Annotated in this window: 13 protein-coding genes; 6 read left to right on the top strand and 7 right to left on the bottom strand. The window is 56.8% G+C overall.

Annotation, left to right across the window (positions count from 1 at the left end; genetic code table 11):
* Positions 1-6: 6 nt before the first annotated feature.
* Positions 7-729 (bottom strand): UDP-2,3-diacylglucosamine diphosphatase, encoded by a 723-nt coding sequence (gene lpxH, locus ABR39_RS12655; protein ID WP_047347223.1) that lies wholly within the window; start codon positions 727-729, stop codon positions 7-9.
* Between the two features lie 3 nt (positions 730-732).
* Positions 733-1,227 carry a peptidylprolyl isomerase B gene (ppiB, locus tag ABR39_RS12650; RefSeq protein ID WP_010428247.1) on the bottom strand — a complete coding sequence of 165 codons (495 nt, stop codon included), beginning with the start codon at positions 1,225-1,227 and terminating at the stop codon, positions 733-735.
* A 174-nt stretch (positions 1,228-1,401) separates the two neighbouring features.
* Between ppiB and cysS the strand changes: the two genes are divergently transcribed.
* A complete protein-coding gene (gene cysS, locus ABR39_RS12645; protein ID WP_047347222.1) occupies positions 1,402-2,787 on the top strand; it encodes a cysteine--tRNA ligase in 1,386 nt (461 codons plus the stop codon).
* 92 nt (positions 2,788-2,879) lie between these two features.
* Here cysS and ABR39_RS12640 read toward each other — a convergent pair whose 3' ends face one another.
* The 5 genes from ABR39_RS12640 to folD all read right to left on the bottom strand — a co-directional run bounded on the left by ABR39_RS12640 (position 2,880) and on the right by folD (position 7,391).
* Entirely contained in the window at positions 2,880-3,401 is a 522-nt protein-coding gene (locus tag ABR39_RS12640; protein ID WP_047347221.1) for a metal-dependent hydrolase, read from the bottom strand.
* 72 nt (positions 3,402-3,473) lie between these two features.
* Positions 3,474-4,490, bottom strand: a complete 1,017-nt coding sequence (malI, locus tag ABR39_RS12635) for a Mal regulon transcriptional regulator MalI (RefSeq protein WP_047347220.1) — start codon at positions 4,488-4,490, stop codon at positions 3,474-3,476.
* A gap of 86 nt (positions 4,491-4,576) precedes the next feature.
* Positions 4,577-6,076 (bottom strand): PTS transporter subunit EIIC, encoded by a 1,500-nt coding sequence (locus ABR39_RS12630; protein WP_025756120.1) that lies wholly within the window; start codon positions 6,074-6,076, stop codon positions 4,577-4,579.
* Positions 6,077-6,310: 234 nt separating this feature from the next.
* Positions 6,311-6,523, bottom strand: coding sequence for a ribosome-associated protein YbcJ (gene ybcJ, locus ABR39_RS12625; protein WP_023310640.1), 213 nt, complete (start codon positions 6,521-6,523; stop codon positions 6,311-6,313).
* 1 nt (position 6,524) lies between these two features.
* A complete protein-coding gene (gene folD / locus ABR39_RS12620; RefSeq protein WP_045328445.1) occupies positions 6,525-7,391 on the bottom strand; it encodes a bifunctional methylenetetrahydrofolate dehydrogenase/methenyltetrahydrofolate cyclohydrolase FolD in 867 nt (288 codons plus the stop codon).
* Positions 7,392-7,701: 310 nt separating this feature from the next.
* Here folD and fimA point away from each other — a divergent pair, with 310 nt between their 5' ends.
* The 5 genes from fimA to fimH all read left to right on the top strand — a co-directional run bounded on the left by fimA (position 7,702) and on the right by fimH (position 13,203).
* Positions 7,702-8,265 (top strand): type 1 fimbrial major subunit FimA, encoded by a 564-nt coding sequence (gene fimA / locus ABR39_RS12615; RefSeq protein ID WP_047347219.1) that lies wholly within the window; start codon positions 7,702-7,704, stop codon positions 8,263-8,265.
* 68 nt (positions 8,266-8,333) lie between these two features.
* Positions 8,334-8,879: a type 1 fimbrial protein subunit FimI gene (fimI, locus tag ABR39_RS12610; protein ID WP_047347218.1), complete on the top strand. Its 546-nt coding sequence runs from the start codon at positions 8,334-8,336 to the stop codon at positions 8,877-8,879.
* 34 nt (positions 8,880-8,913) lie between these two features.
* Entirely contained in the window at positions 8,914-9,606 is a 693-nt protein-coding gene (fimC, locus tag ABR39_RS12605; protein ID WP_047347217.1) for a type 1 fimbria chaperone FimC, read from the top strand.
* A 14-nt stretch (positions 9,607-9,620) separates the two neighbouring features.
* A complete protein-coding gene (locus ABR39_RS12600; RefSeq protein ID WP_047347216.1) occupies positions 9,621-12,185 on the top strand; it encodes a fimbrial biogenesis usher protein in 2,565 nt (854 codons plus the stop codon).
* Positions 12,186-12,198: 13 nt separating this feature from the next.
* Positions 12,199-13,203 carry a type 1 fimbria D-mannose specific adhesin FimH gene (fimH, locus tag ABR39_RS12595; RefSeq protein ID WP_047347215.1) on the top strand — a complete coding sequence of 335 codons (1,005 nt, stop codon included), beginning with the start codon at positions 12,199-12,201 and terminating at the stop codon, positions 13,201-13,203.
* Positions 13,204-13,206: the final 3 nt, after the last annotated feature.

Raw genomic sequence — 13,206 nt, 5'->3', positions numbered from 1 at the left:
CGAGGATTAAAACGGGAAAGCGATGAGTTCGACGCCTTCGGGCGTGACTTTGACCATCGATCCTTCGCTGTGCCAGGCACCGAGGACGACGCGGTGGGCCGGTTCGCCGTTGGCGATAAGGGAATGCACGTCAGGACGATGGGTATGGCCGTGGATTAACCACTGCACGCGGTGCTTTTCCATGACGTTGACAACCGCCTGCGGGTTCACGTCCATGATGGTCATGGATTTGCTGCTGTTGGCGGCTTTACTGCTCGCGCGCATGCTGGCGGCGATGCGGTTGCGGATAAACAGAGGCAGGGCGAGGAATAGCGTCTGGATCCACGGTGTATGGACCTTAGCGCGAAATGCCAGGTAGCCGGTATCGTCAGTGCAGAGCGTGTCGCCGTGCATGATCAGCACCTTGCGGCCATAGAGGTCGAGCACCTGTTCTTCCGGCAGCAGCGTCATGCCGCTTTCGCGGGCGTAGCGCTTGCCGACCAGGAAATCGCGGTTGCCGTGAATGAAGTAGCAGGGGACGCCGGAATCCACCAGCGTTTTAATGGCCGAGGCCATTTCACGGTGCAGCGGGTTAGGATCGTCGTCGCCAATCCAGGCTTCAAAGAGATCGCCCAGGATGTACAGTGCGTCGGCGCTTTTCGCTTCACCGCGTAAAAAACGTAGAAAACCGGCGGTAATCGCCGGTTCTTCCGTTTGCAGATGCAAATCTGCAATAAAGAGTGTCGCCACGAATTACTCGCTGACGGTCACGCTTGTAATCACAACGTCTTCTTTAGGAACGTCCTGGTGCATACCGCTGCGGCCGGTAGAGACGGCTTTGATCTTGTCAACCACGTCCATACCTTCAACCACTTCTGCGAATACGCAGTAGCCCCAACCCTGCAGGCTTTCGCCGGAGAAGTTCAGGAAGTCGTTATCAGCCACGTTGATGAAGAACTGCGCGGTAGCAGAGTGAGGCGCCTGAGTACGGGCCATTGCCAGCGTGCCGCGGGTGTTTTTCAGGCCGTTGTTCGCTTCGTTTTTGATCGCTTCTTTGGTTTCTTTCTGGTTCATGCCAGGTTCAAAACCGCCACCCTGGATCATAAAGCCGTTGATCACGCGGTGGAAGATGGTGTTGTTGTAGAAACCTTCGCGGCAGTAGTCCAGGAAGTTTTTAACTGTTTCAGGCGCTTTGTCATCAAAGGTTTTGATTACGATATCGCCATGATTAGTGTGGAAAGTAACCATTTTTGCATCCTGTTCCGTTATTGTGGTACGTCGACCCGCGTTCGGGTCATATATAGGGGCTTGTTATAGCATAACCACAGGATGCGATCACCTTGCATTGTGTGCTGCTTCGGGTTTGAATTACGGGTAGAATAGCCGGTTTTCAACCACACACGTGTTTATATGGAATCTTCGATGTTAAAAATCTTTAATACAATGACGCGCCAAAAAGAGGAATTTAAACCTATTCATGCCGGGGAAGTCGGCATGTACGTGTGTGGTATTACGGTTTACGATCTCTGTCACATTGGCCATGGCCGTACCTTTGTCGCCTTCGACGTAGTTTCACGCTACCTGCGTTTTCTGGGGTACAACCTGAAATACGTGCGTAACATCACCGACATCGACGATAAAATCATCAAGCGAGCTAATGAGAACGGCGAGAGCTTTGTGGCGCTGGTCGATCGTATGATCGTCGAGATGCACAAAGATTTCGACGCCCTGAATATTCTGCGTCCGGACAGCGAGCCGCGCGCCACCCACCATATTCACGAAATTATCGACATCACCGAAAAGCTGATCGAACGCGGTCACGCCTACGTGGCGGACAACGGTGACGTGATGTTCTCGGTGCCGACCGATCCCACCTACGGTTCGCTTTCCCGCCAGGATCTGGACCAGCTCCAGGCCGGCGCGCGCGTTGACGTGGTAGACGTGAAGCGCAACCCGATGGACTTCGTGCTGTGGAAAATGTCCAAAGAGGGCGAACCAAGCTGGCCATCCCCGTGGGGTGAAGGCCGCCCGGGCTGGCACATTGAATGTTCCGCGATGAACTGCAAACAGCTGGGCAAACACTTCGACATCCACGGCGGCGGTTCAGACCTGATGTTCCCGCACCACGAAAATGAAATCGCGCAGTCCACCTGCGCCCACGGCGGCGAGTACGTTAACTACTGGATGCACTCCGGGATGGTAATGGTTGACCGCGAGAAGATGTCCAAATCGCTGGGCAACTTCTTCACCGTGCGTGACGTGCTGAAGTATTACGACGCGGAAACCGTGCGCTACTTCCTGATGTCCGGCCACTATCGCAGCCAGTTGAACTACAGCGAAGAGAACCTCAAGCAGGCGCGTTCGGCGCTGGAGCGTCTGTACACCGCGCTGCGCGGAACCGACAGGTCTGTTCCTGCCGCTGGCGGCGAAGCGTTTGAAGCACGCTTTGTTGAGGTGATGAACGATGACTTCAACACCCCGGAAGCGTACTCCGTGCTGTTCGACATGGCGCGCGAAGTGAACCGCCTGAAGTCAGAGGATATGGCAGCAGCGAATGCGCTGGCGGCGCATCTGCGTAAGCTCTCTTCCGTGCTTGGCCTGCTGGAGCAGGAGCCGGACGCGTTCCTGCAGAGCGGCGCGCAGGCGGACGACGGCGAAGTGGCGGAAATTGAAGCGTTGATCAAAGCGCGTCTGGAAGCGCGTCAGGCGAAAGACTGGGCGGCGGCAGATGCGGCGCGTAACCGTCTGACCGAGATGGGTATCATTCTGGAAGATGGCCCGCAGGGCACGACTTGGCGCCGTAAGTAAGTCTGGTGCGCGCTGATGCCCTCACCCCAGCCCTCTCCCACAGGGAGAGGGTGCAAACACTAAAAACGGCAACGTGAGTTGCCGTTTTGCTTTTACCTCCGCCTCCACCACAACAACCCCATCAGCACCACACCCGGCAGCCACACCCACATCAGTTCAGAGAGAATGACCTGGTGCCCATACGGCGTGGTATAGCGCGACAGCGCAAACGGCGCGACCTTAATCACCTGCCACGGCGCAAAGAAGCGTTCATCTGACCACGGCCACAGCCAGCCGACGCCTTTCCCGCCCGTCGTTATTGAATCCAGCAGGCTGTGCGACAGCAATGACACGGTTAAAAATAGCCAGCACCGGGTCAGGCTTGCCCGGAACCATCGTCGGCCAATCAGCACGCAGAGTATCGGCACCACAAAGGCAAACAGCAGGGAGTGGGTAAAGCCGCGATGGCCGAAAACGTTGCCGTAAGCGACGCCGAACTTAAACGCCAGCACGTCAGCGTCGGGCAGCATGGCGAGGACAATGCCGGCAAACAGCAGGCGGGGAGGAATAACTTTTGTTCCCAGACCTAAGCCCAGGCAAAGCGGAACAGCAGCGTGCGTAATAACGGTAGGCATCGTATTTATCCGTGGCAAATCATGGAACTATAGCAGTGAATGCCACACAGCCGAGCCTGGTTAAATTCTGATTTACGCCGACTCGCGCGCGATAAGCTGCCCGGAGAGCGTAATACGCTGCGTTTGCAGCGTCGGCTCCTTCAGCGTGCGAATAATCAGCCCGGCCGCCTGACGCCCCGTCTCTTCGCTGGCGGACGAGACGTAGGTAAATGACGGCGAGGTGAGGTTAACGTGCAGCATATCTTCGAAACCGACCAGCGCGACCTGCTGCGTCAGAAACACATCTTTACCCACCGTACGTCCGACCTGATGAATACCGGAAATGGAGCCGATCATCGCATCCGGCGAGTGGCAGAGCAGGGCGGTAATGGTGTTGTTTTTTTCCAGCAACTGGCGGGTGGCGAAACCCGCGGCCAGCGTGTCATCGCTGCAGGCCGGCGAGAATTCATCGCGCCAGACCAGGCCGTTTTGCGTCATCGCGCTGCGAAAGCCAAGCAGGCGCTGCTCGCGGATAAGGCAGCCTTCACGCCCGCCAATGTAGGCGATATTGCGGTGGCCGCGCTCGATAAGATAACGCACCGCCAGATTTGCCGCCTGGCGGTTATCGCGCATCACGAGGTTGCATTTTTCATCCAGCAGGGACTGAGAAACCACCACCAGCGGCAGCGGGCAGCGGCGAATCTGTTCCGGCAGGGTGGACGTGCGGGTGTCCGAGGCCAGATAGATAACCCCGGCGACGCCCTGCTGCTTAAACGACAGCAGGCAGCGCTCAAGATGGTCAGCGTCGTTCTGCGGCTGGCCGAGAAAAACCATATATCCCTGTTTTTCCAGCTCCTGGACGATACTCGCCATCACCTTGATGGAGAAGCTGTCGCTAAAGTCGCGGAGGATCAGACCAATCAGGTTGGAGGTGTTGGCGCGGAGGTTGGCAGCTGCGACGTTATGAACATAGCCCAGCGTATTGATGGCAGCGTTGACCTTCCCGATCGTGGCCTCTGAGATTTTCCCTTTCTGGCGCAGCACCAGCGAGACGGTTGAGACCGAAACGCCCGCGTGCTTTGCGACATCAATAATGCTGACTTTCTTCAAAACCACTCCCTGAATTTAACCGATTATCAGCCAGATACGACAATGCGTCTCCCAGCGTACAGGAGACGCGTCGTTCAGGCATCTTATTATTTGCCGATCATGGTGGACATGGTTTGGGCGATAAACTGTGCTCTGGCACCGAAAATCACCTGAATACCGTTGTCGCCGACGAAGACCACGCCGCGCGCGCCGAGCCCGTTCAGGCCGTCTCTGTCTACCGCCTCGCTTTTTGCCACTTCCAGGCGCAGACGGGTGATGCAGGAGCCGACGGAGTCGATGTTATGCGCCCCGCCCAGCAGGGTGATGATCTCGGTTGCGAGCTCGGAATCTGACTTCTCATCCGCGTTAGCGGTGACTTCCGTGCGGCCCGGCGTTTTCACGTCGAAGCGGCGGATCACAAAGCGGAACGTGAAGTAATAGATCAGGCCCATTGGAATACCGATGATAATGGCGTTCAGGAAGTTGGTCTGGTAGCCGTTGAATGACGGCAGGATCCCGAATGACAGGTAGTCGATAAAGCCCGCAGAGAACGACTTGGCGATATGCGCGTGCAGCAGATACATGGTCATGTATGCCAGACCCGCCATGATGGCGTTAAAGACGTACAGAATCGGCGCCACGAAGATAAAGGTAAACTCAACCGGTTCGGTGATCCCCGTCAGGAAGCAGGTGAGCGCCGCGGAGAACAGAATACCGGCCGCGATTTTCTTATTCTTCGTATGGGCTTCGTGATACATCGCCAGGCACGCGGCGGGCAGCGCGAACAGCATCAGCGGGAATTCACCCTGCATGAACTTACCGGCGTTCTGATAGGTGTCGCTGCTGAAGGATTTCACCCCTTCTTCCAGCATCTTGAACCAGATGGTCTGGTCGCCGTGGATAACCTGGCCGGCCTGGGTGGTGTAATCCCCGAACGAATACCAGAAAGACGGGTACCAGATATGGTGCAGACCGAGCGGGATCAGCGCGCGCTCCACCAGACCGAAGATAAAGGTCGACGCCGCCTGGTTATCGCCGTTAACCACCACCGAGAGCGCGTCGATACCGGCCTGAATATGCTGCCAGACGTACGGCAGCAGCAGCCCCATCAGGAATGAAAGGAACGCCGTTGCGATCGCCACGAAGCGCTTACCGGAGAAGAAGCCCAGGAATTCCGGCAGCTGCATGGTGTGGAAGCGGTTATAGCACCAGGCCGCGAGAATACCGCAGATCAGGCCGCCAAAAACGCCCATCTGCAGCGTCGGGATGCCGACGACCATGGCGTATTTTCCGCCCTGAGAGGCCATTTCTGGCGTGATGCTCAGTACGGTGCTGATGGTGATATTCGTGACAAACACCGAGACCGCCGCAGACAGTGCCGCAATGCCGGATTCCGACGCCAGACCGACGGCAGAGCCAATGGCAAACAGCATCGGCAGGTTATCAAAGATAACCCCGCCCGCGTTCATCATCAGCGGCAGATGAAACTTATCGCCGAAGGCCAGCAGCAGGCCCGCAGCGGGAAGCAGTGAAATTGGCAGCATTAAGGCGCGACCAATCATCGATAACTTAGACAGCGATTTAACAAACCCTGATATCAGACTCATGCTGATTTCCCCCGAGTAGCGCTTTTTTCGGCGCTGTTATTGTAAGTAGAACGTTTTAGTAGAACGTTCTACTCATCGTGGGCAAAGAGTGAAAAACGCGCAACTGAATTTTCACATTTCAACAGATGAAATAGTGATTATTTGAAGTTGATCGATAAATAACCGTGATGGGTGTGAGGGGATTTTTATCCCCTCTCCCTGTGGGAGAGGGTTAGGGTGAGGGCATCAGACGGCTCAGGCCGTAACGGTCACGCTCTGTCCTTCAAAGCTCACGGTCTGGCCCGCGACAATTTTGCAGCGCTTGCGCGTTTCTACCACGCCGTCGACTTTTACTCGCCCGTCGGCGATAACAATTTTCGCCTGCGCGCCGCTTTCGCTCCAGCCTTCCAGCTTCAGCAGATCGCACAGCTCAACGTGCGGATGTTTACCTAATGAAAAAGTCGCCATCTTACGCGTCCTCTACGTCGTGATATTCTTCGCATGCCTGCAACGTATTCTGAATCAGTGTTGCAACGGTCATCGGGCCTACGCCGCCCGGCACTGGCGTGATGTAAGAGGCGCGAGCCGCGGCATCTTCATACACCACGTCGCCGACCACTTTGCCGCTTTCCAGACGGTTAATCCCGACGTCCACGACAATCGCCCCCTCTTTAATCCATTCGCCTGGAATAAAGCCCGGCTTACCGACCGCGACGATCAGCAGATCGGCATTTTCTACGTGATGACGCAGGTTTTTGGTGAAGCGGTGAGTGACGGTGGTGGTGCAGCCGGCCAGCAGCAGCTCCATGCTCATCGGACGCCCCACGATGTTGGACGCGCCAATAACCACGGCGTTCAGGCCGTAGGTGTCGATGTTATAACGCTCCAGCAGCGTCACGATACCGCGCGGCGTGCACGGACGCAGACGCGGCGCGCGCTGGCACAGGCGGCCAACGTTGTACGGATGGAAACCGTCAACGTCTTTATCCGGTGCGATACGCTCCAGCACCTTCACGTTGTCGATACCTGCCGGCAGCGGCAACTGAACCAGAATACCGTCGATCTCTTTATCGGCATTCAGGGTATCAATAAGTTCCAGCAGTTCTGCTTCGCTGGTGGTTTCCGGCAAATCGTAAGAGCGGGAGACGAAGCCGACCTCTTCACACGCTTTGCGCTTGCTGCCGACATAAATCTGCGATGCCGGGTTGCTGCCAACCAGCACAACGGCCAGCCCGGGGGCGCGTTTTCCGGCGGCTTTACGCGCCTTCACTTTTTCCGCGACCTCAGAGCGCACCTGCTGCGCAATCGTTTTACCGTCAATAATCTTTGCTGCCATCAGAGAGAAGATTCCGTCTGTAACGTTTGAAAGGGGGGATTGCCTGTATTTTGTCAGAAGCGAGCGCCGCTGTCAGTCACCCTTTACGCGTTTTTATCAGTGGGGCGCAAAAACCCTTCTTAACGGATGGTCAATTTCCTAGGCGGGATTAGGATGTGACCTGGCGAAATGGCAGCGTTTTGACATATTTAAAAAACGCGTCCTGAGCTACTTTGTCTCCTCCGAAATAAGCTTTCAATTAATCAATTGAACGTATTTCTTATTCCCGATTATTCGCGGGAAGGGTTATTTACATTTTAAAGGAATAGACATGAAACTCAGCAACATTGCTTCTACTGTTATTGCTACGTTGGCCCTGATTGCGGGTGCCGCAAATGCAGCAGATCCTGCTACCCCGGTTTCCGTAAATGGCGGTACCGTACATTTTAAAGGTGAGCTGGTTAATGCTGCTTGTTCAGTAAATACTGATTCTTCCGAGCAGACCGTTAATCTGGGTCAGTATCGCACCGCGAAATTCACTAAAGTGGGCGACACCACCTCCAATATTCCATTCAACATTGAACTGAACGATTGCGATCCGCTGGTAGCCAAAACTGCAGCCGTTGCGTTCACCGGTCAGATCGACCCAACCGACAAAACTCTGCTGGCAGTGTCCTCCGGCAGCAACGACAACACCGCGAAGGGCGTAGGTATCGAGATCCTCGACAGCAAATCCAGCGTTCTGACGCCGGACGGTGCAACCTTCTCTGCGGCGCAGACGCTGATCGAAGGGACTAACACCCTGAAGTTCACCGCGCGTTATAAATCAACGGCTGCAACCACCGAGCCAGGCCAGGCGAACGCTGACGCCACCTTCGTAATGAAATACGAGTAATTCCTCCGCACAGGGATGTTCAGGCCTCATGGATGAGGCCCGTCATACGCAAATGCCAGGAACGAAGGATGACAAGGACCGGAACACTACTGTTGTTAACCCTTGCGATGGCTGGCCCGGTATCGGCGCATACCGTGGTGATCGAAGGCGGCAAAGTGCATCTCAGAGGTGAGCTGGTGAACGGCGGCTGCGCCGTGGCGCCGGACAGCCAGAATATGCGCATCGACATGGGGCAGTACCGAACCAATTCATTTTCCGGTGTGGGCAGCTTTTCCACCGTAAATGTGCCTTTCACCGTGCGGCTGCTGGACTGCAGCGTTGATGTCTCGCGCACCGTGGGGATCCAGTTTCAGGGCGTCACACCCGCAGAAGATCCGCAGGTCTTTCTGGCGACGTCGCGGCCGGGTGAAACACCTGTCAGCAGCGGCGTTGGGCTGGCGCTCTTTGACGAACAGCAGCGTCAGATTATCCCGAATGCCACGGCCGTCAGCTGGCTGCCGGTCGATACCCGCGAGCTGGCGTTCCATTTTAGCGCCCGCTATCGGGCTATTTCCGAACACCTCGAGCCAGGCAAAATTCAGTCGGATGTCTGGTTTACGCTGATTTATCCATAACACCTGCGAACACAATATTAAAGGTACGGTTGTGATGAATACCCTAATTAAACCAGGACTTTTTTTATCGTTTATTTTAATGATGGTTTCTGCATGCGCGAATGCGTCCGGCGGTATTGCGCTGGGGGCCACGCGCGTTATTTACCCGGCCGACGCGAAGCAAACGTCGCTGGCGATCACTAACAGCAACAAACAAGAACGCTATTTAATTAACGCGTGGATCGAAAATGCGAACGGGCAAAAAGAAAAAACCTTTGCCGTTACTCCGCCATTGTTTGTGAGCGAGCCGGACAGCGAAAACACGCTGCGTATTATTTACGCCGGACCTGCACTGCCTGCCGATCGCGAATCGCTCTTTTATATGAACGTGAAAGCGATCCCGTCAGTGAACAAAGCGAAAACCGAAAACAATAACGTGCTGCAGCTGGCGATCCTCTCGCGCATCAAGCTGTTTGTGCGCCCGAATAACCTGGCGATGCAGCCGGAAGAGGCGCTTTCCCAGCTGCGGTTTGAGCGTGCCGGCAACCATCTTAAAGTCAGCAACGCGTCTCCGTATTACATCACCCTGGTCAACGTGAAGCTGGGCGGACAGACGCTGGATAACCTGATGGTTGCGCCGAAAAGCTCGGCGCAGCAGGTGCTGCCAGCCGGTGCCGGCGGCACGCTTTCCTGGCAGAGCGTGAATGACTACGGTGCCATCACGCCGGCGCGTAGCGTTAACCTGTGAGCAGAGTCAGGGCGATGAAAAACCACCAGGGACGTTACTGCCCGGTTGCACTGGCGCTGATGGCGGCGCTCTGGCCGCAGGCTGGCTGGAGCGAAAGTTATTTCAACCCGGCCTTCTTGTCCGACGACGCCGCCACCGTGGCGGATTTGTCGCGTTTTGAACAAGGGCACCAGCAGGCACCCGGCGTTTATCGCGTGGATATCTGGCGTAACGATGAGTTTATCGGTACCCAGGACGTGCGCTTTGAGCAGGCCGAGAACGCGCCGCCGGTGGCGGGTGGGTTGTCGCCGTGTATTACCCGCGCGATGCTCGACCGCTTTGGCGTCAATGCCGCGGCGTTTCCCGAGCTAGCTAACGTGCAGGGCGAGACCTGCGTTCCGCTGACCACGGCCATTCCCGGCAGCGAAACGGTGTTCAACTTTGCCTCGCAGCGTTTGAACGTCAGCCTGCCGCAGGTGGCGTTGCAAAACAGCGCCCGGGGCTACATTCCGCCTGAGCAGTGGGATGAAGGCATCCCCGCCGCACTGGTGAACTACAGCTTCACGGGCAACCGCGGAAGCGAAGATGACAGCTACTACCTGAACCTGCAGAGCGGGTTGAACTACGGCGCATGGCGTTTACGTAACAACGGCGCGTGGCGCTACACGCAAAATAACGGGCAGCGGCACAGCGAGTGGCAGAATATTGGCACCTGGGCGCAGCGCACCGTTATTCCGCTGAAAAGTGAACTGGTGCTGGGCGACAGCAATACCGGAAATGACGTCTTCGACAGCGTGGGTTTTCGCGGCGGTCGGCTTTTCTCGTCTGACAGCATGTACCCGGACAGCCTGCAGGGCTACGCACCGACCGTGCGCGGGATTGCCCGCACGCCCGCCAAAGTGGTGGTGCGTCAGAACGGCTACGTTATCTATCAAAGCTACGTGCAGCCGGGCGCATTTGCCATTAGCGACCTCAACCCGACCTCCTCAAGCGGTGACCTTGAGGTGACGGTCGAAGAGAAAGACGGCACCCAGCAGCGCTATACCGTGCCGTACTCCACCGTGCCGCTCCTGCAGCGTGAAGGGCGCTGGAAGTACGACCTCGTCGCAGGGGATTACCGCAGCGGCAACAGCGATCAGGATACGCCGTTCTTCACCCAGGGGACCCTGATTACCGGCCTTGCCAACGGTTATACGCTCTACGGCGGGACGCAGCTGGCGTCACGCTATACCGCGGTGGCCATCGGGGCCGGTAAAAACCTCGGCGACTGGGGGGCGGTCTCGCTTGATATCACCCATGCCCGCAGCCAGCTCGCGGATGACAGCAAACATGAAGGGCAGTCTCTGCGCTTCCTCTACGCGAAATCCCTTAACGGCTTCGGCACCAACTTCCAGCTGCTGGGCTACCGCTATTCCACAAAAGGGTTTTATACCCTGGACGATGTCGCCTGGCGCTCGATGGAAGGCTATCAGTATGCCGACAGCCAGGACGATAACGATGTGCCGGACGTGCAGAGCTATCACAACCTGACGTGGAATAAAAAAGGCCGCTTCCAGCTCAACGTTTCTCAGTCTCTGGGAGATTACGGCTCGGTGTACATCTCCGGCAGCGAGCAGACCTACTGGGGAACGGACGAGACGAACCTCTGGTATCAGCTGGGGTATGCGGGGGGCGTGAAGGGGGTTAACTACTCCGTTTCGTTGTCGTGGAATAAATCCGTCGGGATCGACGGTACTGACCGGATCGCGTCGTTTAACGTTTCCGTGCCGTTCAGCCTCTTTACCCGTCAGGGCTATCGCCGGGACAGCGCCATCGACAGGGCCTACGCCACGGCATCCGCCAGCCGAAACAGCGATGGCGACACAAGCTGGCAAACCGGGGTCAGCGGCACGCTGCTGGAGGATCGCAACCTGAACTACAGCGTGACCCAGGGACACGCCAGCTCCAACGGCTCAAGCGGAAGCGCCAGCGCCAACTGGCAGGCGACCTACGGCACGCTGGGCGTGGGCTACAACTACAGCCGCGATCAGCACGATCTCAACTGGCAGCTCTCCGGCGGGGTGGTCGGCCATGCTGACGGCGTGACCTTCAGCCAGCCGCTGGGCGACACCAACGTGCTGATCAAAGCCCCGGGGGCATCAGGCGTTAGCGTCGAAAACCAGACCGGCGTAAGAACCGACTGGCGAGGCTATGCGGTGATGCCGTATGCCACCGTCTACCGCTATAACCGCGTGGCGCTGGATACCAACACCATGAGCAACAACACCGATATCGAAAATAACGTGAGCAGCGTGGTGCCGACCAAAGGCGCGCTGGTGCGCGCCAGCTTTGATACCCGCATTGGCGTGCGCGCCCTGCTGACGGTGACGCGCGGCAACCAGCCCGTGCCGTTCGGCGCGGTGGTGCGTGAAACCCAAAGCGGCGTGACCAGCATGGTGGGGGATGACGGACAAATATACCTGAGTGGGCTGCCGCTGGAAGGCGAACTGCTGATTCAGTGGGGCGACGGGGCGCAGTCCCAGTGTCGCGCTCGCTATCGCTTATCCCCTGAAAGCCAGAACCAGGCCATTACCATGGCGGGGGCAAGCTGTGATCGTTAACGAGGTTTCAAAGATGCGCATTGTACGCAACGTAATGGGCTTTGCGCTGCTCTGCAGCGTGATGCCCGCATGGGCAACGGTTTGCCAGAACTCCACTGGCGTGGCGAAGGATATCTCCTACGATCTCTCAAACGTTTTTAACAGCTCCAATAACAAACCGGGGCAAATTGTGACCCTTGCGCAAAAGTCCGGGCTGGTCGGCGTCAATGCTATCTGTCCCAAAGGAACTAGCGGGAAGTCCACGATGCGCAGCTACGTCACCAGTCTGCCGGTAACGACGGTGATTGATAGCTATAAGTATGTGCAGCTGAACGACTATCTGGATGGCGCAATGCAGATCCACGATGACTTCGCGGGTACCTTCTACCCGCCAGCCAACTATATCCAGATGGGGCAGCACCCTAACGTTCCGAATAACAAGGCGTTTCCGGTTACCGACTCGAAGCTGGTCTTTCGCCTGAGAGTCACGCGGCGGTTTATCAATATGGTGGTGATCCCTCAGCAAACCATGTTCCGGGTGTATGTGACGACCACGACATCGGACCCACTGAATACGCCGGTGTATACCATCAGCTATAGCGGTACCATTCAGGTGCCGCAGAGCTGTGCGATAAATGCCGGGCAGGTGGTGGAGTTTGATTTTGGCGATATTGGCGCATCGCTGTTCAGCCAGGCGGGGGCCGGTAATCGTCCCCAGAAAGTCTCGCCGCAGAGTAAAACCATTGCGATTAAGTGTACGAACGTGGAGGCCAACGCTTATCTGACGATGCGCATCGAGGCGGAAAAAGTCTCTGGCAACGCGCTGATCTCCGATAACCCCGATCTGGGTTTTGTGGTGGCGAACGACAGCGGCGCTCCTCTGACGCCTAACAACCTGAACAGCAAAATACCGTTCCGCCTGGACGACAGCGCGCAGGCGCAGGTGGGAATTCGGGTATGGCCGGTGAGCATTACGGGTAATAAACCCGCAGAAGGCCGCTTCACCTCTCGCGGCTATCTTCGCGTGGATTACGATTAAGGG

This window comes from Enterobacter genomosp. O (assembly GCF_001022965.1).
In the GTDB taxonomy this organism is placed as follows: domain Bacteria; phylum Pseudomonadota; class Gammaproteobacteria; order Enterobacterales; family Enterobacteriaceae; genus Enterobacter; species Enterobacter cloacae_L.
This window is presented reverse-complemented; position numbering and strand designations above follow the sequence as displayed.